General features: G+C 35.5%; 20 protein-coding genes. 1 reads left to right on the top strand and 19 read right to left on the bottom strand.

Translation table 11 applies throughout. The annotated features are described in order from the left end of the window. Positions 1-195: 195 nt before the first annotated feature. Positions 196-1,434, top strand: coding sequence for a site-specific integrase (locus tag ABD792_RS01080; protein WP_345003858.1), 1,239 nt, complete (start codon positions 196-198; stop codon positions 1,432-1,434). Here the strand turns inward: ABD792_RS01080 and ABD792_RS01075 are convergent. The 19 genes from ABD792_RS01075 to ABD792_RS00985 all read right to left on the bottom strand — a co-directional run bounded on the left by ABD792_RS01075 (position 1,431) and on the right by ABD792_RS00985 (position 24,578). Beyond that, the gene (locus ABD792_RS01075; protein ID WP_345003857.1) at positions 1,431-2,225 is read right to left on the bottom strand and encodes a DUF4138 domain-containing protein; all 795 of its coding nucleotides are present in this window, start codon (positions 2,223-2,225) and stop codon (positions 1,431-1,433) included. The two genes, ABD792_RS01080 and ABD792_RS01075, sit on opposite strands and share 4 nt — an antisense overlap. Further along, on the bottom strand, positions 2,222-3,166 hold the full coding sequence (gene traM / locus ABD792_RS01070) for a conjugative transposon protein TraM (protein ID WP_345003856.1): 945 nt from the start codon (positions 3,164-3,166) through the stop codon (positions 2,222-2,224). The genes ABD792_RS01075 and traM overlap by 4 nt, the downstream gene beginning before the upstream one ends. A 34-nt stretch (positions 3,167-3,200) precedes the next feature. Beyond that, positions 3,201-3,812 (bottom strand): conjugal transfer protein TraK, encoded by a 612-nt coding sequence (locus ABD792_RS01065; RefSeq protein ID WP_345003855.1) that lies wholly within the window; start codon positions 3,810-3,812, stop codon positions 3,201-3,203. A gap of 40 nt (positions 3,813-3,852) precedes the next feature. Then, positions 3,853-4,695: a hypothetical protein gene (locus ABD792_RS01060; RefSeq protein ID WP_345003854.1), complete on the bottom strand. Its 843-nt coding sequence runs from the start codon at positions 4,693-4,695 to the stop codon at positions 3,853-3,855. Next, on the bottom strand, positions 4,695-5,276 hold the full coding sequence (locus tag ABD792_RS01055) for a TrbJ/VirB5 family protein (protein WP_345003853.1): 582 nt from the start codon (positions 5,274-5,276) through the stop codon (positions 4,695-4,697). Before ABD792_RS01055 ends, ABD792_RS01060 begins: the two co-directional genes overlap by 1 nt. Positions 5,277-5,307: 31 nt before the next feature. Beyond that, positions 5,308-7,710: a TraG family conjugative transposon ATPase gene (locus ABD792_RS01050; protein WP_345003852.1), complete on the bottom strand. Its 2,403-nt coding sequence runs from the start codon at positions 7,708-7,710 to the stop codon at positions 5,308-5,310. Continuing rightward, a complete protein-coding gene (locus ABD792_RS01045; RefSeq protein WP_345003851.1) occupies positions 7,697-8,011 on the bottom strand; it encodes a hypothetical protein in 315 nt (104 codons plus the stop codon). The genes ABD792_RS01050 and ABD792_RS01045 overlap by 14 nt, the downstream gene beginning before the upstream one ends. A gap of 58 nt (positions 8,012-8,069) precedes the next feature. Continuing rightward, a complete protein-coding gene (locus tag ABD792_RS01040; protein WP_345003849.1) occupies positions 8,070-8,357 on the bottom strand; it encodes a hypothetical protein in 288 nt (95 codons plus the stop codon). A 387-nt stretch (positions 8,358-8,744) separates the two neighbouring features. Continuing rightward, positions 8,745-12,338 carry an nSTAND3 domain-containing NTPase gene (locus tag ABD792_RS01035; protein ID WP_345003848.1) on the bottom strand — a complete coding sequence of 1,198 codons (3,594 nt, stop codon included), beginning with the start codon at positions 12,336-12,338 and terminating at the stop codon, positions 8,745-8,747. 35 nt (positions 12,339-12,373) lie between these two features. Continuing rightward, positions 12,374-14,035: a hypothetical protein gene (locus ABD792_RS01030; protein WP_345003847.1), complete on the bottom strand. Its 1,662-nt coding sequence runs from the start codon at positions 14,033-14,035 to the stop codon at positions 12,374-12,376. After that, positions 14,016-15,602, bottom strand: coding sequence for a hypothetical protein (locus ABD792_RS01025; RefSeq protein ID WP_345003846.1), 1,587 nt, complete (start codon positions 15,600-15,602; stop codon positions 14,016-14,018). Before ABD792_RS01025 ends, ABD792_RS01030 begins: the two co-directional genes overlap by 20 nt. A 253-nt stretch (positions 15,603-15,855) precedes the next feature. Then, on the bottom strand, positions 15,856-16,518 hold the full coding sequence (locus tag ABD792_RS01020; RefSeq protein WP_345003845.1) for a P-loop NTPase family protein: 663 nt from the start codon (positions 16,516-16,518) through the stop codon (positions 15,856-15,858). Beyond that, a complete protein-coding gene (locus ABD792_RS01015) occupies positions 16,515-16,892 on the bottom strand; it encodes a hypothetical protein (protein ID WP_345003844.1) in 378 nt (125 codons plus the stop codon). Before ABD792_RS01015 ends, ABD792_RS01020 begins: the two co-directional genes overlap by 4 nt. A gap of 170 nt (positions 16,893-17,062) precedes the next feature. Continuing rightward, positions 17,063-17,341 (bottom strand): helix-turn-helix domain-containing protein, encoded by a 279-nt coding sequence (locus tag ABD792_RS01010; RefSeq protein ID WP_345003843.1) that lies wholly within the window; start codon positions 17,339-17,341, stop codon positions 17,063-17,065. 295 nt (positions 17,342-17,636) lie between these two features. Next, positions 17,637-18,467: an RteC domain-containing protein gene (locus ABD792_RS01005; RefSeq protein WP_345003842.1), complete on the bottom strand. Its 831-nt coding sequence runs from the start codon at positions 18,465-18,467 to the stop codon at positions 17,637-17,639. A 222-nt stretch (positions 18,468-18,689) separates the two neighbouring features. After that, positions 18,690-19,991 (bottom strand): HlyD family secretion protein, encoded by a 1,302-nt coding sequence (locus ABD792_RS01000; protein ID WP_345003841.1) that lies wholly within the window; start codon positions 19,989-19,991, stop codon positions 18,690-18,692. A gap of 5 nt (positions 19,992-19,996) precedes the next feature. Then, entirely contained in the window at positions 19,997-22,177 is a 2,181-nt protein-coding gene (locus tag ABD792_RS00995) for a peptidase domain-containing ABC transporter (protein WP_345003840.1), read from the bottom strand. Positions 22,178-22,181: 4 nt separating this feature from the next. Continuing rightward, entirely contained in the window at positions 22,182-24,362 is a 2,181-nt protein-coding gene (locus ABD792_RS00990; RefSeq protein ID WP_345003838.1) for a prolyl oligopeptidase family serine peptidase, read from the bottom strand. 75 nt (positions 24,363-24,437) lie between these two features. Then, positions 24,438-24,578 (bottom strand): hypothetical protein, encoded by a 141-nt coding sequence (locus tag ABD792_RS00985; protein ID WP_345003837.1) that lies wholly within the window; start codon positions 24,576-24,578, stop codon positions 24,438-24,440. Between the last annotated feature and the right edge of the window lie 58 nt (positions 24,579-24,636).

Below are 24,636 nucleotides of genomic sequence, written 5' to 3'. Positions count from 1 at the left end.
TTTATGGGCTTTTTTAATTTTATTTAATACCAAATAATGGCATAAAAACACAAATAAAAAGGGACTAATTCGGTGTCACTTCCACCCTTCTCCAACTGACACCGATTAATTTTTAATTATTTGAATATTAACCACTTACGAACAGACTCCTTTGTTATTTTTTTTGTAAATTCAAACAAAAAACAAGCAAAATCCATGAAAAATACATTTTCCTTACTCTTCTTTATAAAAAAAAGCAAAGCTGATCGTACTGGAAGAGCAAATATTTATTTAAGAATAACGGTAAATGGTCAGCGAGCGGAATTAAGCATTCGTAGAAAAATATTAGTAAACTTTTGGAATGCTGATAGTAATTTAGCTAAGGGGAATTCTAAAGAATCTCAGGATATCAATAGATATATAACTACCATTAAAAATAAGATATACTCTATTGAACAACAATATATATCTAATGGAAAACCTATTACAGCAGTATCTCTAAGGGATTCATATTTAGGTAAAGATTCTAATAAGAAAATGTTACTTGAAATCTTCGAAGATCATAATAAAAAAGTAAACAAACTTATTGGAAGTGATTTTGCATTAGGAACAGCTGAAAGGTATCGTACCGCTAAAAAACATGTAGCTGAATATATCTTAAAAGAATATAGGGCTCAAGATATTTTAGTTAAGGATATTGACCATAAATTTATTACTGGATTCGAATACTATTTAAAAACGGAAAGAAGTTGCAGCCATAATACCGCAATTAAATACATAACTAATTTTAAAAAGATTATTCGTATCGCATATGCAAATGATTGGATAGACAAAGATCCTTTTCTTCATTGGAAGGCGAAATTAAGGGTAGTGGACAGGGAATTTTTGACCGAGGATGAAATACAAAATATAGTTGAAAAGGAACTCCACACACCCAGATTAGATTTAGTCAAAGACATCTTTATTTTCAGCTGTTTTACCGGCCTAGCCTATGCTGATGTCCAAAAGCTGTCAAAAAATGACATTGTTATTGGTATTGATGGGGAACGCTGGATTAAGACCAAAAGAACCAAAACAGATACAAGAAGCAATATCCCTATATTGCCTATAGCTGATGCTATCCTAAAAAAATACAGCGAACATTCCGATATTATAGACAGCGATAAAATTCTGCCGATTCTTAGCAACCAAAAAATGAACGCATACCTAAAGGAAATTGCAGATTTATGCAAAATACCTAAAAATCTGACTTTCCATTTGGCAAGGCATACCTTTGCTACAACCGTAACATTGACCAATGGCGTTCCCATTGAATCTGTAAGCAAAATGCTGGGCCATAAATCATTGAAGACGACCCAGCATTATGCAAAAATATTGGACAGAAAAGTAAGTGATGATATGAAAACCCTTAAAAATAAGCTTTCGCTTAAAGAAAATTTGGATGAAGTTATTTAAGTTTTAAGAAGAACCTTTCTATTTCCTTTCAACTCTTTCAACTCAATAATTAACCTTTCATTATCCCCCAACACAAATTTTGGAAGCACATAAACAAACCGTTTATTTTCTTCAGTCTTAATTTGATTGGCCATTTTATGCTGGTAAATTATTTCCTGTTCCAATCTTTGAAACGAAGCCTTACGTTTATTATTCCCATTGGCTCTATAAACTTTAAGGTAATCCACCTCAAAATCAATTTCAGAGTTGTTTTTGATTTCCAGGACTAAATAGACTTCGGATGAATTATATACCATTTTTTCTAATTGCAATTTTATACCTTTTTTTCTTTTGGTAGCAATAGACTCATACTTCCTCTTTAGCAAATATTCGCTAAATTTCTGAATATAAACGGATCTGTCTGTAGATGCATTCTCTGTCTGAACAATAGATTTTTCTTTTATGTTCTTGGGCTGCTCATTTCCAATGCTTGCTTTTGAAGTTATAAAATAATTCAGTTTAGTAAGCTGTTCTTTATATTTCAAAATATAGGAATACACCTGACCATTTTTTGTTACGGCTAATAAATTGCTATCCGTTCCTGGAGTCGCTTGAAGTAACCCAAAATATTGTTCTTTCTCCCGATTGTAAGTGAATACAAAATTGTCCGTTCCAGTAATACCCTGACGAATGGGTTCAGGAAAAAACAGGGCTACATTCTTTTTATTATTAGCATAAATGGTATCCAATTTTTGTTGTGCATTTAATGAAAGGCAGATGGTTAAGATTATTAAAGTTATAATTGATTTCATTTTATGTGTTTTAATATTAATTGATAATTGTCGGTTATGGTAACTTTTACAGTACGGTTATTTCGTTGGAATATCTTTTTGATGCCGCTTACCTGTGGAACACCAACAATATTGATGTCGTCCACCACATCCCCTACCACTTCCTGCCTTGCTTCGCCCCTGAAGCTGTTCTCTATATAAATGCCTTCACTGCTATCCTGAAGGTCAAAAGCCTTTAACTTAACAGGTTTGTGATTGATATTTTCAATTTCTACAATCGTCCTATTCGGCTTAAAACTTACGAATCCATAAATAGGTGTGTTTTTTGGAACCTTTATATTGTTTATTATTGCTTCTTTGGTCAAGCGCATTTGTAAGCGGTAATTATTTCGTACTGTTTGCGTGCCATCTACCCAAACATAGATAAACGGGTCTGTATGTTGTGAAACAACATTTTCATTTTCTAATGGACTCGATGCAAAAAACAGCTGATGTTCTAATGACAGTTCTTTAGTGGTTAATTCGGGTTCCATGTCTTGAACTTCCCTTTTATCCATTATTATAACTGAATCGCTTTGAAGTTTTCTTGGTGCTTCCGTAATATCCAGATTTCTAAAACGCTTTTCCGAATAGCTAATCCGCCCTTTACTGTAAACACTGTCAATGATACGCTGTTTTTCCAGTTCCATATAATCTGGGTTGAAATACCCTTTGTCGTCAATCATATGCTCCGGGTAAAGTGAGGGCACGGTCTTTTCCCGTTCTTCTTTCAAGTTGTCCAATGCCTCGATTTTAGAATGGTATTCCTTTTGTCCATCTTCCAATTCTGGAATGGGAATTTTATTGCTATCGATCTCTGGAAGGTCTTCAGGCCCCATAACCATAATGCCATAGCCACCAATAAAAAGGAGTATGCATATTATTACTGATGCAAATACAATTTTGTTCTTCTCTAGTTTCATTTTTTGTTCATTTTAAATAGCCTTATGGAATAGGCTATTGAGTTTCTATTTTTCGTAACGTGCTTTCAAAAAAATTGGTAATCAGTAATCCATGGGTGTTCTTGGGAAAGTTTCTATCTACTTTTATAAGATTACCTGTTGTCATGAGCTCATAGGTATCGGTCACCGTCCCTCGGTTGATTTCAAAAACGGTGGTAGTCTCAAAACGATAGGGTTCGTGCTGGACATCGATTTTCGATTCAATCTTCAGTACTTTCTGGACTAAAGAGTATTGTAACAATCGGTTATAGACCCCATCCGCCTTTTTCTGTCTGTAAAGTGCATCGACAGAACTGTTCCCTAGCCATAATGCCTTTTCCAGATGCTTTTCATAATTGCTGGCATCAATATGGTAGAAGTAGGTATGGAACAGTTCTAAATGTGATAATATCTCTACTTCTAGGTTCTCCTGTTGCTTTACCATTTTTAAGGGAATCACACTCCCATCTGTATTGACCACAAAGGCATTATTGACCGTTTCATTGTGGAGTTTTATGACCATTAGTACAGAAACTATACAGGTCAGCACAGCTCCTATGACCACAGCCAAAACAATAAAGCGGTTCAGCTTCAATACGCTGTAAATATTTTTATAAGGTGTTTTCATATAGATTTTTGGTTTTAAGTCCTTACTAGATTTGTTTAATTTAAGCACCCGAGAATAGTCTCAGGGTAAAGGATATAGCTTTTCGGTAGAGCTTGAACTTGAGCAGCACGATAAAACCAATGGAAGCAAACTGCAGTAATGGCGCAAAGAAATTACTGCCCCAATCCGTACCGAACAGGTCGTTCCAAAAGTTGGTATTGATTTCTGTATAGAGATTGTTTACAAATACGTTGACCAGAAAAAAAGCCGGTACCAACATATACACCCCGGCATATAGCTTGAAAAAATTGTATGCCAATGTCCTGAACTTTTCAAATACCGCCAGACTGATGACCAAAGGGAAAAAGGCCTGCATAATACCTAGCAGAAAATAGCGCTCTGCCAAAAACAAGGGGTAAATAAACAGATCCAATAGCCATAAAAATATACCAACGATAAAGGCCAGCATCTTCAATCCATATAATGGCGTTACCAAAGCTTCGTATAACATGGCCATCGCTTTTTTGGCGGCTTCCAATGCGCCCACATCCTGCTCCAGGTCGATGTCCTGCATCTGAAGTGGGAGGAGCGCTGGAGCCGTATCCCGGTATTGGGTCTCAATGGCTACCAAAATGGCATCAAAAACACCCAAGACCTGGGTTGAGAAAATGACCAAAATAACCACGGCAAAATTCTTGGCCAATTCAGTTGGTGTCAGTCCCCAGGTATAGCCCTCATTATTGGCAACGCCCTCATTGTACTTTTTCAGGATATTAATTAGAAAGAACAGAATGGCCAGCGTCTTCATCCCGGTAATGGTGTACTGGGAGAAATCACTGTTCTTGATAGTGGTAAAGACCGCATCTACATATTCCAATCCTATGCCCAAAAAAATGCCTGCCATTAGTAATTGGTTTCCCTATTGTTGATTTTGTCCTGCATTTCCCTAAAGGCAATGATCTCACGATAACGTCTGGTCTTGACCTCTATCTCTGCTACCATCTCTTTGGACTTGAGTTCCATATCCTTCAATACTTCTGCCCGTTCAGCATCTGTCATTTTAAGATTATCACTGGACAGTATCTGTTCGATATAGTCCAATCCCTCTAAAGAATTTTCAATAATTGAATTGAACGATTCGGATACCCGTTGGACTTCATCGGATTTGATATAGGGCGAATTGAGGATCTCCCTTAAATCATCCTGAACAATTTTGAACAGCTTTTGGTTGTTCCTTGCCAGTTCCCGTACGGCCTTTAGCTGTTTGATGACATTGTTGACCTTTTCGATGTTTTCCTTTTGCGTCTTTAGGAACTGCACAGTCTTCAACAATTGTGAGGTCTGTTTTGCGGATTCTATCAGGGATTTGGTAAAACTGATAAAATTGGTATTGTCGTAAACCGGCATCCCCTGGGCCGTAGCACGGGCAGGCAATAAAATGACCAAGGTTAGTGCTAATACTAAAATTTTGATTTTGTGTTTCATAATGTTCGTTTTTTTTTATTAATAATTATTGTTACTCTTTTTTGTTAATGAACTCTTTAATGGCTTGCTCCATATCACCCGTACTTTTATAAATGGACATTATGGCCTCGCTTTCGTTGCCATCGGTGAGGTATGCTGCATAGACTTCCCTTGGGACTTCCAAACGGAAAATATTGCTCTCCTTGCCTATCTTGATGAACATCTCCGTGTACTTTCTATCTCCAGTGAGGTTGTTACGAATGGATTTTAATTGGTTCAGGTCATGACTGGAGAGGTTCAATCGCTTTTGAAGTTCTTCATAGCCCTTTTCATTTCTAAGGCTGTAAATGACCTGTGTGTTCTCCAGAATACTCGCCGATGTAGAATTGTTCGGCAATTGGTTAATGGACTGTAGAATGATTCCAATGGCACCATTCTGTTTTCTAATGGCCTGATAATAGAATTCAACGCTCTCCAGAACATTGTCAAACTTCAACTGTTTGGCAAACTCATCAAACAGGATGATGCCCCGTTCACTTCGATTACGCCATATCGTGCGTTGGATGGCCGATTTGATAAGTTTTAGCATCACCGATAGTATTTCCTTATTGTCCTTGACTTCATCCAGTTCAAAAACAATCATGCGTTTGTCCTCCATTTTATAGGTTTGGTCTTCGCTGACGTTGAACAGGAAACTGTAAAGTCCGTCATCGACATATTCGGATAGGATATGCAGAAAGTTATAGACGCTAAAGTCTTCTTCCCTAATGTTAAGGGTCTCGATAAGGCTGTCTTTTTTATCATCTACAAACTGATATAGTGACTCCAAAGAAGCAGCATTGATGCCGTTATTATAATAATAGCGCAGTACTTTTTTTACAGCGACTTCCTTCGCTTTGGTGGTTCTGGACTCTGCCATTAGTTCCAATAGGAACAGGGCCAGATCTTCTAACCGCTCCGGTGTCAGGTCTTCTTTGTTTGATATATAAAATGGATTGATGCCCAAATTTTTCCCTTGTTCATATTTTAGAATGATATGGTCATTGGGATAGAGTTTGGCGAATTTGGAATAAGAACCCCCCAAGTCGATAATGACCAGTCGGACCTGCTGCTCAAAATATTGCCGTAATATGTTGTTGGCCAAAAAGGATTTTCCTTCTCCTGTTGGGGCGAAAATGGCAAAGTTCCGTGCTTTGATTCGTTTTTTACGTTCGTCCCAAACATCCTTTAATACGGGAATGTTATATTGTCGGTCATTGAAAATGATACCTTGTTCGTCCGACTTATAATTGCTATTGTTGATATATAGGCACAGGGCATGTTTTAAATCGGTGACATACAGATCTTCATTGGAAAAATTGGATGCAAAGCATGGGTAGGAATTTAAAAAATAATGTTTCCGTTCCTCGCCTTTTGGGTAATGAGGGATAATGTCCAGTTCCTTGAACTCGGTCTTAATCTTCGAAGCAATATGGTTTAGCTGCTGGGCTTCTTGGGACCAAAACACAATGTTGAGATGCCCGCGTATAATTCTTGAACTGTCGTCTTCATTAATTTTAGCAACAATAGACTCAATCTTTTTTTGAATGACCTTGTTCTGTGTTCCGAAGTTGGAGCTTTTATTAAGCTCTTCAATTTTCTTGTCCAGTAGTTTTCGCCATTTGTGCTTGTCATCTAGATAAATGATTTGGTTAATGATATGGTTTTCGTTCAGGTTCAAGCCCAGCCCATCTATAAAGCCTTGGTGGAAGGTAAAATCGTCTGAGGTAAATTTGTCGTTGGTCTTGCTGCTCTGTACTACATCACCGAAGCACAGTTCACTGTTTACTGCCAGCACATCAAAATGGTTGTTGCCGATTTCTATTGAGTCTCCTTTTAGTTGAATATCGGTTGTAAAGCCTTCATTAAAACCATTAAAGTATGTATTGCATATATTTAGTATATGATTTTCGTTTAGAGGTTTCAAGGATACCTTCCTACTATTATTAATGAACGAAACAGCATCATTTACAGACGCTATAAACTCCTGTACGTTATGATCCATTTGTTTATGGATGCCCTTTTCTACTTTGCGGAACGGATTGGTAAACTTGGAGGCGTTCAAGGCTTTATCCAATGGCAGGATAAAAAACAGGTAGCTGTTGTGTTGAAGGCAGCCACGGCCTTTAAAATGGTTGTGGGTAGCTTTCTGTAAAAAGGTGTTGTTTGGTAATTTATCCGCGGTATAGTTCTTTTTTTGATAAATGTCCTGTTTATGGATGACGGTACTTGTCGGCAGGGATTTAAATGCCTGGAACCATGAACCTTGTATGTCTTCAAAATCCTTTTCTGATAGCGAGTAGATTTCTGGTAAATCTACTTTATAGCATAATACCACATTACCGTTACTGGCAAATATGATATGCTTTTCGATGTTTAAGATAGGATGGTATGCGGATAGGTTAATTTTCTTCATATTTTTTTGGGTTCTCATGGTTTGCCAAAATGCTTGCGATGCAGGCCTTTTTGTTACTGATGGTTGTTGGGAATACTTTTTTAAAATGCAGTAAGGCTGGATACTTAGTCAGTTGTGTCAATGCAATATAAAGGCCTCCATTAAAGAGGAATACCAAAATGATGACCAAAAGGTTAAAGGAAAAGATGATAAATAGTAACGACCCGATGACGGCAGTCATTTGCAGAGCGAACAATGAAATGGGCAAGCCCATTATCATTGCACGCTTTCTGATATCTTTATAGACTTGGTATTTCTTCACAGTCTTTGTAGATAACTTGTTAAATGCCGATTACCTGCCTGCCGGCAGGCAGGTCGGTTTAGACTACGATGCCTATTAGGTAAGTAAAGATACCTACGACTGCTCCGGCTATAAGCACAAATACGAGCACTCGGGTAATACCTTTTTTGAGGTCGGCATTTTCTCCAAAGAAATGCCCAGCATTAAACAGGAAGCCTATTAGGAAGATAACGCCTAAAATAATGGGAAAGATGGCCCTGATGGTATCGGATACATCATTAACGGAATCTTCAATGCCTCCGATCTGTGCAAAAATGGTATTGGAAGCTAATAGTAATAAGGCGGTCAGTAATAGTGATTTTTTCATGTCAAAATGGTTTTAAATTTTACGTGTTTTTTCCCGATAACTATCGGGATTGAAAAATACACTATATTGTATTTTAAGATGCTGATATTCAGTATTTTGTTAATAAAATATTATTTATAACGGATTGATTTCCAATGGTATCAATTGGCATCAAATTGTATTAAAAATTGAAATGAGTATGTTAATAACTCGAAAACATTTCAATAGCTCGACGCTCAAAAATGTCTGTTTTGCAATTTTACTGCTGAAAATGTGTTTGGTTTTTGGGCAAATCTAAATATCATGGATTAGGTAGTGACTATAAAAAATTGTCCTTGTAATTTGAACCGAGCAAATAACTAACACTAAGCATTCCCAACTACTGATATTATTACTTAAGCCTTTTACTTATAATTTTACGGATAGGACATTGTAATTATTTATAAAGCCATCAAGTTTTTGTGTATTTGCTTTTATATGAAAATACTCCTTCTGTTTCTCTCTTATGTTATCTGGAATTTGTTGTAACTTTCTTAAAAGTTCATCCTCCAAAGTATTTGATTGTTCCAGATCATTTATTAATCGAAAAATAGACAACAATTTTACATCCTCTTGGTTTGTAATATTCGTTATCTTTTCAACTATTTGTTCCTGTTCATTGGGTACAAACTCCCTTTCTTTAAGACTAAGTAACAAACCAAAAATCTCAAACTGATTTTTCATTTCGGGAATCAGATTTGTCTTAAGAAACTCTTGAAAATCTAATACCCGAAAAAGGTCTTTATCAGTGGAAGAATAGCATAGGTATTCAAAATTATCTGCGAGTATTTTTGCTAATTTTTCAGCTTCATTTTTCTCTAAATGATATTTGATAATGACTTCAAATAAAAATGTTGTTTCATTAAAACAGAAAGATGACTTACCTACATTTCTAATTACTGTGTCTAGTAATTTAAATTTGTTTTCAGCCACTGTGTAAGTTTTCTTCCATATATTCTTATACATTTCATGTTCTTCCCTTCTAATACCATTAATAAAATGTAATAAGAAGGAAGATAAACAATCTTCATACTTAATAGGCAGGTGGTTAGCAGCTATATAATAAACAATATCTCTAACTTTATCACTTGTTTTGGAAACACCTAATTCCTCAAATACATCTTCTTTACCTAGGTAAACAGTAATAACTTTATTTAAAAGGTCTTTGTCAATTTGATTAATTATGATGGAAACATCTTGAGATAAAAATTCTGAATTCCCAAAAATTACTTCTATTAATTGTGGTGGTGGTAAGAATTGATTGTTTAATATCATAGCTTGGAGCCATATTCTGTCTACCCTGCTGCCATCATTGATGGTTTCACCTATTATTTCCTTTTCAGAATGAGTAAGACTATCCCAAACTCCAAACGTCCAAACAAGGTTATACCCAACAAAATATGTAGGCAGTTTACTGTCAAAGAAATTTTTGAATAATTTTTTACGTAATTCAGGTTCTTCTGATGTTGAAATAATGAAAAACTCAATTAAATGCATTTCAAAATGATTGAGTATTCTAGTTTTTGAAATTTCTTTTAAACGCTTTAGCATATACTTAGATATCATTTGTCCTTGTCTAGGATAAACCATATCCTTAGCCTTGTTCATTGTTCCTGAAAAACGAGCATTATGAAAGTAAGTGACATCTTTAGGAAAAACCTTTAAAAACTGAACGAAATATTTAGCCCAAATTCGCCAGAGCCATACATGCTTATCTCTTGGAATTTTTTCCCAATTAATGCTATCATTAGCATAATCAGTATTAAAATTGGTCATCAATGTACTGGCTCTAATGCAAAATATTTTATCGGATTTAAAAAAATGCTCGAATCGTTTACTAATTTCTTTATTTATAGAAAGTCCATTTTGGTGGAGACCTTGAAAATAACCTTTCAATGCGAAGAAAATTACACTCGGATGCTCATCAGTTAAAATTTTATCCTTGAGATAAGAATCATACAGTTCTTTTAAATTAAGAAAATATATATATGCGCAAAGGTTTCTAACAAATACCTCATTACTCTTAAAGGCGTACTCTAAAAATTCTACATTTGGCTTTAAACTGCTATTGTTTATTGTTAATAAACCACCCCAAATATTTTTAAGGCTCAACGATTCATCCCTCATAATGCTTTCAATACTAGCTTCGTACTGCTCAACTGACAATAAATCAAGCCCCTCGAAGAAACCGGCACTAGAATATCTATAGGGTTTTTGGTTTTGAAATAGTATGCCATACTCTTCAGATTTGCTTTGTAGTCTAAAAACCATCTTTGACCTATAGGTTTCCATAAGGGTTTCATCATAAACATTCAATAAAAACAATACGCAATTATCTGAAACCTTTGGAAAAAAACTTCGTTCACTTACTTGATAGGCATTCTCAATAATTATTTCTTGGTGTTCCTGAAAATATTTGAAAATTACTTTTAGATTATTTGCGCATATAAAGGCACTTTCTTGATTCAAACAAGTTAATAAGTTTGATATACATACAATTAAATCCTTTCTTTTTAAACGTGAGAGTTTCTTTAAAATATTCTTACCGATTTCTTGATAATGTGGGTGCCGAAACACAAATTGTTCATTCTCAAATTCGATAAATCCACTTTGTTCTAGATATTCTAATGTTGACTCTATTTGCGATATATTATTATAAGCCGTTTTATAACTAGGTAATATAAACGCTGCATCCATTTCTAATGGATTCAAAGTAGTACCCCTATCAGGCTTTTCTAATGATAATGTGCACTTATTTGATTGAAGTATGTAATCAAAATCTTGTAATGTTAGACCATCTCTTGTATTTGCTCCCAAACCAAGTATTGACAATATTTTCCAACTATAATCTCTATTATTCAAAATATCGTTACATATATCATCAATATCAATTTGCGCTAACTGATAAAGTTCTTGTGCTTGCATAATTTTGAATTGAAGCTCTTTTTTTTTTGAAAGGTAGGCTAATTGGCCTGCTTGTATTTCATTTTCGTTTATAATTAGGGTTTCGACTTGAGTAATATTCTCACTTAAAATTTCTGAATTTAAGGTAAGCCCTTTCCATACATCTAAAAGAAATGATTTATCAGTTGATGTCAGATCAAACCATTTATGTCCCTTGATATTACAGTCCTCCAACTTAGTTTGATTATTAATAGATAAAATAATTTCCTTCTTTGAAGTGATTATTAAAAGATTGTTTGGGGACAAAGCTTCAAGCATATCCTTAACAAGTTTCAGTTCTGCTTTTTTTTCAGTACCAAAGGCGTGACCAAATGGGTCTTCTAGTACACAGATGCGATTTGTACCTGTTGACTCTAGAAATGAAGCTGCATCACGAGTATTTAAAACTCTTTTAAATAAATATCCATCCTTATAAAAATCATTTGCAATATTAAAGGCTGTTTGAGATTTACCGCAAAATGAAACTCCAGTAAGTAAAAGCACTTTATTTTCTTTTAAGACTTGAGTTAATTCTGATTCTATACCTCTTTCTACATATTCAAGAGAAACCCTTGGCTGGTATGGACCATCTAGACTATCAATCTTTTGATAATATTTCTTCGTTTCTTCAATAAACTTTTGGATATCATCAATTGAAATTTTGTATAAAGAAGATCTATTTTCAGATATGTGGTTTTGTTTCCATTCCAGTAATTTTTCTTTTTTGTATTTAGATTCATTTTGTGGATTATCTATCATACGATGATGTTCATCACATAGTAAAATTAGATTGTCGTATGACCGTCTCTGGTCATTATTCATATCCTCATTAAATCGCGGACCATTTTTATTAGCAGCTTCAATATGACATATTTTTCCAATAACTGTAATATTATCTTCAGCTATTAAAGATCTATGGCAATTTGGCTTAGCACATTGATTATTTGATTCGGCGAAAAGTCTTTTTATTTCTGAGATTTTATAATCTCGTGGACCTATATTTGAAGAATTATTACTCAATAAATTTAATTTTTACAATGTCATTAAAAAATATATTAATCTTCAACATAACGATGAGCAAAATAAGGTAAAGGAAGCTCCTTAAAATGAAATGATGAAATGTGATGCAAAACTTCCAGACCGGAAGCAAAAGGATTAAACTCTTCTGCTTTTACGAATTTCTCCTTTAGTTCTATCAAAGTCTTCTTATACTCTTGAAATGAAGGAATTTCTTTAAATGAGAAAACATTCCCAGATTTACGGCTATAATTCTCCATTAAACAAATATCTACTGTATCCGATGTTGGATACCAAGTTTGAATACTTATCTTTTCTTCCAATGAATTAATTAGCTCTACTACTTTATTGTAGGTATCTTCGGAATTCAATATCACACACCAATCAAAAATATTAGCAAACAACATTGATGACTCCAATTTTTGTTCAGATTTACCAAAATAGATATCTACTAATTTTTCATAGTCTTGTCTAAATAAAGGAAACAAGTTTTTAATGCGATATTGGTTGTGCAGTGATATTAAAATTTTATTTATCCATTTAAGACAGAATTCATCTTTTTGATACATTCTTAAAAACTGCATTGCTAAATTAAATTCTATTAAATGGTCATCATAAAGGGGATAATTCAAAGACGGGTTTTCATCAATAAAAGTTATTAAAGCTTTGCTTACATTCGACATAGAACCCAAAAATATTCTTTGTCCCTCCTCGTTTTTTGATTGAAGATTTACCCAATACTGTTGTATCTCAAAATGTCCTAATAAAGAAATCATACCTAGCTCTTCCCAGCTTCTTAACCCATATTCGAAATGATTTCTTGAATACCGCTGAATACTTTGTTCTACAAAATAATGGTCACTTACTTTATTAAAATACCCTACTGCGATTAATCTACTTAAATTATAAATTTTAAAGTACTCTTCCTGAACATACTTGAGATCCATTTTTTTATCTCTTAATAAATAACTATAAGATTTCAATAATGTAATATGGCTGAGTGTAACGGCTGACTTTAAATTCCTTAAGTCTTCACTCCACTTAAACATTAAATCCAGTAAGAGCTTTATTAAGCGGAGTAATTTTTGAAGGTCACGTTTTTTTGATGGTATCGCATTTAAAAGGTTGTCTAATAACTTGATATAGTGGTGGAAATGATAATCGGTTAAGTCCACAAAAGCCAATGTTTTTCTAAACAAGGCTTGATTTTCACTATCAAGTAATGTGTCAAATAAAAACTCCTCATTTATTTGACTTGAGATATCATCAATACCCAAAAAATCTATTGTAATATTCTTTTTGGCATACTTCTCTTTAAATGAAGTCCACACCAAATTTAGATTTTGAGAAATATTACCATTGGTCGAGAGGGTTATAGTTATCGGAAGTTTTTGCTCCCTTTTAGTCAAATGAGTTGGAATATAAGTATCAATGATATCCTCGATGGATTGTTTAACAGCGTTTGAATTTCCATCCCAGGCATTGCGATTAATATTTCCCCTTTTTACAGTAACGATTTTTAATTCAGAAGTTTTTCCTTTTTCTTTCTTTTCTGCCAATATATCTACACCATATTGCCTACCTTTTTCAGGTTTATACTTGATTGTAAAACCTTGTTCGAAAAACAAATCAGTTAGTAGTGAATCTAACTCTCCATCTTCTTTTAAAATTGATATATACTCACGAATTATGAAGTTCATCCTTTGAAATGTATCTGAAATGTAGTCTTTTTGCTTGTTGCCCTATTGGGTCTATAAATTCTAATCGAGGCATTTCCATAGAGTGGGAAATTCGTTTCGGTTCCATGACATTAGAATATCCATATTCGGTTTTGGAAAAGAAACCTTTGCCTGCTCTTAGTTGAGTTTTATCTGCAAAATCTAAAAAAGATGATTTTCTATTTTCAAGTGCCTCACCACCCAAACCTTTAAATTGAATTTTATTATAATAAATCAGTCTTTTATCCGATGGCTTGAATTCGTCATAAACGGGAAGACCACTAAGTCTTTCAAAGTATTCATCTGCTCTTGCAATAATTTGATCAATTATAGATTTATATATTTTGTTAGATGTTTTTTCTTCTTTAAGCCTTTTTATCAATGAAGGATAATTAAGAAGCAGCTCGGAATATATTAAACTAGCAGTATTATTTATAACTTCTTGGGAGTCTAGATTTGATTCCAATATTTGTAATAGCATTCCGTATATTACATCTTTATCCCAAGCGAAGCCAATTATTCTCAAAGTCAATAAAATAGTGTCTGGCTCATTCAATTTTTCTAACAAATTAACATCGAGCTTCAAGGCATCTCTTCCTGACCTGATTTCACTTATTAAAAACTGAACCGCAAGACCGTAGTTATGTGATTTAAGTAGCCAATTTGAAATGAGCAAATGAAAATATTTTGGGTTTTTATCATTGAAATTGTTTAAAAGGTGCTCCAATACCTCCATTCCATTAGCGCTTGGCAAGTGATAATCAATCCAGCTTTCGAGTAAGCATTTAATTACTTCTGGGTCAGACTCGAAATATGTGTCAAGGGAAAAATTTAAAGTATTATAAATACCTGAATATTCAAGAGGAGTCCTTGCAAGGTGCTTAATTGAAAAGTAAAAAAGCTCTTCATTTTTGCCTAACTCTATATATGAATTCAAAGCACGAGCAAGTGCAGAATAAATATATGAAGAGTCAATTTCACAGAGTTCGCGTATTCGATTATCAAACTTTGGATATCTATGTAAATGATGAGTATAAAAATTCATAAGGTAAGCCCAATCAATTTCATCAAAAAGCTCTTTGCACCGATCTAAATTTATTAAGGCATCAATAGTTTCGCATAAAGATAATTTGTCTTTAGAATCTATAATTGTGGCGGCACGTAGTCCTACAGAAATCTTATATCCATCATTAGCTTTAATATTGTCTATTATCTCATTTTCAAAATCTTTTCCAAGTTTTGACAACCCAAATACAATACTGATCCAAAATTCATATGTATCCCTTGAGGGGTTACGTTCTATTTCTGATTTAATTTCTTCAGCAGACTTGAGATTTGATTCTGCATATTTTTCAAGCCAAGTATAAAACTGTCCACTTGCATAATCAGTTTTGAAAAGTTCATTGAAAATTGAAAAACAGCTTACAAATAGCTGAGAATCTTGTATTTTATTTTCTTTATAAAATTTGTTTATATCTCTCCAAAACTGATGTTTATCAATAGGGTTTTCTTTTAAATTTGATAAAAAGTCTTCAGGTGAAAACATCATTCCTTTTCAAGTTATTTTTAGTATTATTTATAAAAAAAGCTAATGAATACTCATTACGCTCTCTAACATTACTCTATTTTGTAATCGTAAATAAAAATACTAAAATTTCAGCATAATTTCTTACGTTTTTCCACAATTATAATTACATTTTTCAGGACTACACTCTCTTATCCTTACTCGCCTTATCAAAAGCCACCAAATTGAACAATTAGCTCGTGTCATCCTTATTGTTTTTAAAGGTACTCGTGAATGTTCAACACCTTTTGTCAATAGACTTGGCATCAAAACTTATCAAGTTGAACATTTGCCGCATCCGTGACCTAACCCGACTACCATATCGTTCTTCAAGCTCTGCTGCATTGAGGTTAGTTGTTGCATGTGTTTTAATTTTATTTTTTAAAAATAAATCATGACGTGATAATAAAATTTCGCCCATTACATTACAGTCCTTGCCATAATGCCTGCCAATAGGCTCGACTCCTAAATCATCAAAACAAAAAAACTGGGTATTACCATAATCCTCAATAGTTTTGTAACCGATATGATTAAAGCCAAAAACGATGTTCCGGGTTGGCACCACTTCATAAGGCTTACGATGGGGCACCAAATATTTTAACAATCGTAACATAGATGTTTTGCCACAGCCCACAGGGCCGGAAAGCAAAATACCCTTGTTAATGTCAATTCCAAGTTCTTTACAAGCTTTTTCATCTTGAATAATATACAGACATAGCTTATAGAGAATGGTTCGGTCTTCCTTATAGATTTTAAATTTTTCATCGAATAACAGTTTACCTTTAGCCTCCAAATAGATTAGCATTTTATCAAAATCATAGAGAATTTGATTGCCTTTTATGGTACCGAGTGCATATTCCATAGCTCCTTCTGTAATGATATGTGGCCTGGATTTAATCATAGGGGATCGTCATAATTTTTATCGGAACTGGTCTTTAAGTTGTCCAAATATTGGTCAACATCTTGTTGTTTGTATCCGTTTTTCAAATCCTGAAAATTTGAATTTTTAAAATTTGGCTGTTTGTTATTGTTTTTTGGGTTTGTTTCTGTTTGTATATGTTTGTTTATAGATACCAGCGCTTGTCCATCGCTGGTACAAATTTTAGTCTGGCTGGAGTCTACTGCTTGTCCACCACTGGTACAAAAATTGAACATCCTTATTTTACTCCCATGAAATGCATTGTGTGATGGTGAGTATTCAAAATAACGCCAATGGTTCAGTTCTTTTATACAGCGATGGTAGGTGGTCCTTGAGCCAATTTTTGAGAGTTTCATAACATCATCACGATTAATATAGAACTCGTACCGAAAAAAGTTTACATTCCACAAATAGAACAATGCAAAGTACAAGCTGATATGGGTGGGGTTTAACCTGGAGTCCTTGGAAATATGGATAAACACCTTATTGAGGTGCTTGATATAATTGATGTCTTCCAAAATGGTAATTAGAATTTATTATGTACACGGTTCTTTTCCATAACTTCCATGATCTCATGGTAGTCGTAATACAGCACCCCTCCTACTTTGGTATAGGGAATGGTACCATTGATCCGTAGATTCTGTAACGTGCCTGGTGAGATTCCCAAAAGTTCCCTGACTTCAGGTGATTTTAACCATTTCCTGTTATGGTTGCCTTGTTGGCTGTTCAGTAACTCTTTGATCCCATCAAGTAATTCAATCTTAAATTCCATAAGGTCTTCGGTTGTAATAATGTTTGCTGACATGTTTTTGTTTTTAAAAGGTCCCCGCTTTCGCGGGGACTGCGGTAAAAGGTGTTTTTTACCTTGATTTGACTTTCGTTCGACAAAGATGTTTTGCTTTGTTGGACTTTATTCACCATATCACCCGACCTCGGTGAAATTTTAACATTTTATTTTTTGTATGGTTTTGGTGCTGTTTGATTGTCAACAAGGCTAATATTGGATATAAAAATGCTCAAAAAACAGGATTGGCTTTGTGCAAATACAAAAACCAGAGTAGTACCGTACTCGGTTGTTTTTTAACAGTTTTTTGAAATGATTATCGTTCGGATTTTTCCATTTCATATATAAAGCCCATGGAAAGTTCATCTAAAAATCGGGTTCTGCTTTTCTTTCTGGATTTGATCTCTGATAGGGTTTTGTAGAAATCGCCCAAATCGAGGTTAAAAAGTTTTTGAAAGACCATGGCTATGTCCCTTTTATCTATATTCCCATGATTAATGGCACGGCTATAATACAGGGCGTAGATCAATTCGGTCAATGCCGTTTTGCTTGAGGTCCATTTTAAGTTATAGTGTTCGCCTAGGTTTTCTATGGTCGTCTCTTGCTCTTGTTTCCCTAATCGCCCTTCCAAGTATTTGATAAAACGTTCGTAGGCGTACAGCTTTCCCAAAAGCATATCATATGGGGCGCTAAAATCCATGTCAAAGGTATAATCCTGTTCGGGGACAACCTTCATGTCATTGTTAGTTTGCCTGGTAAAATACCAAATATCCAAATGGCCACATCCTTGGCCCATGTAATTGATAAACTCAGCATGCCTGTTGAAAAACATCTGTATTTTATCCTTGGTCTTTGCTATATGTTTTTGCTGTTGCTTTTCGCCAATTTTGGGAAAGTGTGCCTCAAACGCATAGCATTCCAAATAATAGATGAGATTGGTTAACGGAATTTGCTTGGTTACCTTAAAAAATTGTATTTCCTGGTCCATGGAACCAAAATCTTTCCTTGCCAATTCCGTTTTAAGCCCTACAAGCACCTTTCGGCTCAATGCAATGGCCTTTTGGGATCGTTTTATAATGTCCCATTCTGAATGTTCTACATCCTGTATCTCTTTTTGAAAATTGGCTATGAGTGAGGGAATATCCATTTTATATTTTTGAAAGTCAACATAATACCCAAAAAAACCATCGCAATTTAATTTGTCACGATTTGTTTTTATTTGTACTTATTTGTTAAAATTCGTCATAAAATGCTATTTTAAAAAGGGCTTTTGATACCGATTTATGAATCTTTTCTTTTGATTTATAAACCAACGTATAACCAGTGAGTTTAACGTAGTTAAAAGTATATGGGCAATTGAACGGTAAGGTTATCTGGAGAAAAGTTCCCGAAACTGGTAAAAACAACGTTCTATCAATCTTAGGTCTTCGGTAATAATATCCGCTGTTCCCTGCATATCTTGTTTGAAGTCTATAAGCTTGCCATAGGTAGTTTTTAAATCTCTGGGGATTCTGACATCTACCACATAGGTGCCATCTGTATTGGAGACATTGGAGATACGTTCTACTTGCCCTCTAAGCACACCAAATTCATAATCTGGATAATCATTTAGTTTAATATTTACCTGTTGGCCTATTTTTATTTTTCCGGCATTGGTCTTTGGTGTCCTTAGTTTTGCTAAATAAAATGGAATGTTTTCTGGTGAAACGGTAAATACCAATTCACCCTCTTTAAGGGTCTGTCCACGGCTCCAATAGTCCAGGAATTCAACAACACCTGTATTGTTTGATTTTAACACATAGGTCAGTTCCCAATCCTTTATGGCCTTTTTCAATTCCCTGAATGTATATAATACTTGTTTTAACAACCGTGTTTCTTCACGTTGTTTGTTAAAGCCTATATCTTTTGAACTGCTTTTGGTCTGGTTTAAGGATTCGCTTAGTTGGGAAATCATAAGACTCGTGTTTTCATAACCCCGCAAAGCTGTATAATACCTTATTTGTTTGTCTTCATAGGTTTGCTGTGAGACAACCCCTTTTTCCAATAATTGTTCATACCGTTTTAAATCCTTTTTGATAAACTCCACTTCTTTTTTATTGATTGCTTGTTGGTTTACCAAGTTTTTAAGACGATGGTTTAGTTCTACTAGTGCAAAGCTATTGGCTGCTATTTTTTCGTTATGTGGCTTTAAATCACGATTTATAATATATTGAAAATAACTGTTCTCAAAGGCTGCAAATTGCGGTTCCAGATCGCCTAAAAACAAAATGGGCAATGTTTCAAATGGAAAAAGTATCTGGTCCTTATTGATTGTAATGGTATCTGTAATGGATTTTAGATACAGTACATCTTCATTGTCAGAAGTATTTTCCAAAATGGCCAATATGGTATTTTTATTTACCTGCTGCTTATCCGTCACTAATAGGGTATCGATTCGGGCTGTTATTTTTGCATATACCTTTTGTGGTGGTGTTGCTGTGGTCATATAGGCTTCAGCCGTGATAACATCAGGATATTTTATCAGCCATGAAAGGAACAGCATAAGGATAATGAGCATTAAAAACAGAAGACTCCCCCAACGTATAAGCTTTGGTGGTACACGACTTAGGATATCGTTCAGGGATTCGCTTCTAATAACCATATTCTTTATGTCCTTTTCCTGTGTCTTCATTTTTATTAATGGCCCAATTCCAATTGGTTTTTTACAAGCTCATAGTACCGTCCTCTTTGGGCGGTCAATGTTTTATGGTCTCCTAATTCTTTTATGCAGCCTTCTTCCAATACGACGATTTGATCTGCATGCTTTACGGTGCTCAGGCGATGGGCGATAATGACAACCGTTTTATCTTTAAAAAAGGTATTTAGGTTTTCCATGATCTCCTTTTCGTTTTTAGCATCCAATGCCGATGTGGCTTCATCAAAGAATAAATATTCCGGGTTTTTATATATAGCCCGTGCAATAAGTATGCGTTGCTTTTGTCCTGTACTAAGTCCCATACCTTCTACGCCTATCTTGGTGTTGTAAGATAAAGGGAGGTTTTCTATAAAATTCTTGATATTGGCCATTTCTACTGCTTTTCGCAATTTGTCCTGATCTATATCAGCTTCGCTCATCGTAATATTTCTAACGATAGTGTTACTGAAAATATAACCTTCCTGCATCACGACGCCACAATAGTCTCTCCACAACTTAGGTGATAATTGTGCCAATGGAGTTTTTCCTATTTTGACCTGTCCTTTTTGGGGTTCATAAAACTTTAGGAGTAGTTTCATGAGCGTTGTCTTTCCACTACCACTGGAACCCACAATGGCAGTAACCTTGTTTTTTGGAATGGTCAGTTGCAGCTCTTTTAGTGTTGGCACTTCTACTCCCGGATATCTATAACTAACGTCCTCTAATAGAATATCTGATTTTTTTAGCTCTCTTAGGGGCAGGTCTTTTAAATCCGTTTCATCTTTTTTACTGTGGATCTCGGATAAACGTTCTAAAGATATTTTGGCATCCTGTAAATCCTTAAGAAAATCTATAAGCTGCACTATGGGTGCATTTAGTTGCCCCACGATATAGCTTATGGCCAACATCATTCCCAATGTAATACTGCCTTCTATGACCAATTTTGCTGCCAAAACTGTGATCAGGATGTTTTTTAGTTCATTGATAAACGAAGAACCGATGCTTTGGTACTGGTCCCAGGTCATTCGTGTGATTGATATTTTAAATAATCGTGCTTGTACATGTTCCCAATCCCAACGAAAATCCTGTTCTACATTATGCAGTTTTATATCCTGCATACCGCTTATCAGTTCTATAACCTTACTGCGTTCATCGGCTGTCTGCTCAAACTCCTCATAATCCAATGTTTTTCGTTTTTTAAGGAATAGAATTATCCAACCCAGGTACATCAGGCTTCCTATTAAGAACACCATAAATATGGATAGGTCATAATAGATAAGCACCAGTACAAATACCAAAAGATTGACCAATGAAAATAAGACTTGTAGCGAAGATGTGGTCAATAGTTTTTCTATACGCTCATGGTCATTGATACGTTGTAATATATCTCCTGTCAAGCGGGTATCAAAAAATGCGATGGGCAAACGCATGAGCTTGACGAAAAAGTCAGAGAGCATGGATATATTGATACGTGAACTTAAGTGCAACAATATCCAGCTTCTGATAACTTCTACTGCGGTTCGTCCTACAAACAAAAACAACTGGGCTACCAATATCAGGTATATAAAGGGCATATCCTGGTTCTTGATCCCTACATCAACTATACTCTGGGTCAGGAAAGGAAAAATAAGCTGCAACAGGCTTCCTGCAAGCAATCCAAAACCTAACTGTATTAAAAACGGTTTATAACGGATCAGGTATTTTGAAATAAAACCTAAGTTTAAAGGGTTTTCTTTAGTGGAAGCGGTATCGCTTTGAAAATCCAATGTTGGTTCCAATAGTAAAACCACGCCTTGTTCTGTATGGTCGTTGGCATTGGCTCCAATCCAACGTTCCAAAAATGTATGCTTGTTATAGTTTATCAAGCCTTGTGCCGGGTCTGAAATATAACAGGTATCCTTTTTGATCTTATACAATACGACAAAGTGATTTTTGTTCCAATGCAGGATACAGGGCAATGGCGCACCTTTCAGTTGGTTGAAATCTATTTTTGCAGGTAGCGATTTTAGACCAATGGTTTCGGCTGCCCGTGCCAAAAATTTAAGGTTGCTCCCTATTCTTGTGGTTTCTGAAAGCTCTCTAAGTTTAGGTGTTGAAATGGTCTTGCCATAATACTTAGCTATAATTTTAAGACATGTGGGGCCACAGTCTTTGGCATCCAATTGAACATAATTAGGGAACACTTGGCTAGTCTTTTATCTTATGGTCGGTCTGCCAGAAGGCAAAGGCGAACATGCGTGAATAGGTGGCTATAGTTTCCTCAAAGGTATCCCCGCCCTCGTGGCCTACGTTATAGTTTACGTCCAAAAAAACGGGAAGCCCTGACGTAGAGCATTCTTGCAGTTTAGCCGCAAATTTACCGGGTATCCATGGGTCTATACGGGAATCGTTATACCCTGCAATGATCAAGGCGGCCGGGTATTCGGTATTGGGCTTTAGATTGACATAGGGATCCATTTTGATGAGTCCCATACATTCCAAGGAATCTTTTATAGTGCCGTACTCCAAATAATTGCTGGCATTGTTGCTTCTGGCTTCATTACGCAACGGATTGAGCATAGGGGCTTCTGCTATGAACACCTTGTACAGCTCTGGTCGTTCTACCATGGCCATGCCCGTGGCAACGGTTCCGGCACTGCTGCTGTACAATACGGTTTTTTCGGGTGAGGTATATTTATTGCTAATCAGGTATTCGGTGCAGGTAATAAGGTCTTTCCATGAATTGGGTTTGGTCGTTTTCATGCCCTGTTCATGCCAGGAATCTCCTTTTTCACCACCACCACGGATATGGGGCACGGCAAGCACCCCTCCGTTTTTCACCCAATTAAGGAATATGGTCGAAAAGTATGGTGTGAGAGACTCTCCATAGGCTCCATAAGCATATATTAGTGTTGGGCTTTGCCCATTAAATTCCATATCGCTTTGGTGAATTATGGACAGGGGCACTTGGACACCGTCATGCGAAGCGACCTGAATTTCCTTTACTACGAGGTCGTCAAATTCCGGATAACTTCTGTTATTTGATAAAGGGTCCAAGCTAAACGTGCCTCCGCTGAAGATGTATCGGGTATAGTTTGTAGTCCATCCATCGATATTGACATAAAGGTTTGGACTGTCTTTTGAACTGCTGTAAAGGTCAATGGCTCCTGCCTGGTATGGCAGTTTAAGTTTGGTTTCCTGATCATTTTTATATTCGTACAGATTGGCTTCTACCCCAAATCTGGAGGTGGTAAAGTACAGGGCATTATTGGCTACGTTCAATATATTGATCACCTCGTCTTTTTTTTCTGGCACTAAAACCTTGGATTGGTATGGGGGTTCCGTTTTTAAGTCAAAACTTGATATGGTGCGGTTATCGGCATTTTTGCCCGATACGAAAACAAATGCAGCCTCCATAAAGAAGCCGTAGTCAGCAAAAATCTTTTCATCGGTGCCATAAAAAGGTTTCCAGTGCATTGTTTCGGTAGCTAAATCTTCCATGGTTGTGTAATAGGCCGACCAATAATTCTCCGATGAGGCTTTGTACCCTATGATATACTTATCGTTTTTTGACAGCACTTTGGCTATTGGGATATCTTCCTGGGTGATGTACTGGTCCGATTCCGCCGAAAACACGACATGCCGCTTTTCGGGGTCTTCCCCTAATTTGTACAACACTGTACTGGAATTTAGCATATAAGCTTCATTGTCCGGATCCAATACAGGAATGTACAGGTACAGAAAGCCACTGGAATCGGGAAGCCATGAAACGCCCAGATAGTATTCGGGTTCTGCATGGGTAATGATCTCCGGTAATGGTTTCCTGTTCTTTACATCTATGGTAATAAGTTCCGATCCTTTTATACCGTTATAGGATAGGGATAACAGCACATATTGCCCTTCCCAGGATGGTTGCACATAACTTATGGTATACTCTCGGTTCAGGTCTTTTTGGAATCCTGAGGGATCAAAAAGCTCAATATCAGCTAAGCTATTTGACTCCCTGTAGAACAGTTTTTGAACCAAATTGTTTCCTTCACTTTTCAGAAAAAAGGCATGTCCGTTATCCGAATATTTGATATTGGAAACCGATGGCTGGCCTTCACTATGGTAACCCTTGATTTGGTTAGCTATCTGTTCCTGACCAGGGAAATTGTTCAAATACTTCTCTGCATAGACATCCTGATCTTTGAACCATTGGGCAACGGCAGTATCTTTTAAATGTTCCAGATACCTGTATTCATCCTTGATTATCGTACCGTAATAGCTATCTTCTGTTGAAGATTTATCGGTTCGCGGATAATCCTGAAAATGTTTTTGCTTGGTAAACCCTGAACAACCCAAAAAGGTTATTGTTATTATGCAAAGAAGTATTTTAGTGCATTTCATATTTGGAAAGTTAGTGAAGGTAGTTTATGTAGAAAAACATCTTTAAAAGTGTATTTCTGTATTAATCAAAACATTTTATCTCCTTGTTGCCCTTTTAATTTTGTCCCTTTCAATTGGACCATCTCCAACACCTCCTAAAATGGTTTCGGGATTTTTGATTTCATTTTTTTGGTAGTGTTTTAATGATAATTGTTGTTGTTTTGTTTTTGTCTTCATGGTATTTAATATTTATTGGATTAATTTCAGGTTAAAAGTAACAAAGCACTTCTTGCAA

The organism is Snuella lapsa, from assembly GCF_039539345.1.
Classification (GTDB): domain Bacteria; phylum Bacteroidota; class Bacteroidia; order Flavobacteriales; family Flavobacteriaceae; genus Snuella; species Snuella lapsa.
Note: the sequence above shows the minus strand (reverse complement) of the source record. Positions and strands in the feature narration are given on the sequence as shown.

Bases quoted from the DNA above. Each gene is read 5' to 3' on its own strand.
- ABD792_RS01010 (WP_345003843.1), bottom strand. From the start codon at position 17,341: ATGTCAGCAAACATTATTACAACCGAAGACCTTATGGAATTTAAGATT.
- ABD792_RS00990 (WP_345003838.1), bottom strand. From the start codon at position 24,362: ATGAAATGCACTAAAATACTTCTTTGCATAATAACAATAACCTTTTTG.
- ABD792_RS00985 (WP_345003837.1), bottom strand. From the start codon at position 24,578: ATGAAGACAAAAACAAAACAACAACAATTATCATTAAAACACTACCAA.
- ABD792_RS01015 (WP_345003844.1), bottom strand. From the start codon at position 16,892: ATGAAACTCTCAAAAATTGGCTCAAGGACCACCTACCATCGCTGTATA.
- ABD792_RS01060 (WP_345003854.1), bottom strand. From the start codon at position 4,695: ATGGCAGGCATTTTTTTGGGCATAGGATTGGAATATGTAGATGCGGTC.
- traM (WP_345003856.1), bottom strand. From the start codon at position 3,166: ATGAAACTAGAGAAGAACAAAATTGTATTTGCATCAGTAATAATATGC.
- ABD792_RS01025 (WP_345003846.1), bottom strand. From the start codon at position 15,602: ATGATGTTTTCACCTGAAGACTTTTTATCAAATTTAAAAGAAAACCCT.
- ABD792_RS01000 (WP_345003841.1), bottom strand. From the start codon at position 19,991: ATGAAGACACAGGAAAAGGACATAAAGAATATGGTTATTAGAAGCGAA.
- ABD792_RS01065 (WP_345003855.1), bottom strand. From the start codon at position 3,812: ATGAAAACACCTTATAAAAATATTTACAGCGTATTGAAGCTGAACCGC.
- ABD792_RS01055 (WP_345003853.1), bottom strand. From the start codon at position 5,276: ATGAAACACAAAATCAAAATTTTAGTATTAGCACTAACCTTGGTCATT.
- ABD792_RS01020 (WP_345003845.1), bottom strand. From the start codon at position 16,518: ATGATTAAATCCAGGCCACATATCATTACAGAAGGAGCTATGGAATAT.
- ABD792_RS01030 (WP_345003847.1), bottom strand. From the start codon at position 14,035: ATGAACTTCATAATTCGTGAGTATATATCAATTTTAAAAGAAGATGGA.
- ABD792_RS01075 (WP_345003857.1), bottom strand. From the start codon at position 2,225: ATGAAATCAATTATAACTTTAATAATCTTAACCATCTGCCTTTCATTA.
- ABD792_RS01040 (WP_345003849.1), bottom strand. From the start codon at position 8,357: ATGAAAAAATCACTATTACTGACCGCCTTATTACTATTAGCTTCCAAT.
- ABD792_RS01080 (WP_345003858.1), top strand. From the start codon at position 196: ATGAAAAATACATTTTCCTTACTCTTCTTTATAAAAAAAAGCAAAGCT.
- ABD792_RS01050 (WP_345003852.1), bottom strand. From the start codon at position 7,710: ATGAAGAAAATTAACCTATCCGCATACCATCCTATCTTAAACATCGAA.
- ABD792_RS01005 (WP_345003842.1), bottom strand. From the start codon at position 18,467: ATGGATATTCCCTCACTCATAGCCAATTTTCAAAAAGAGATACAGGAT.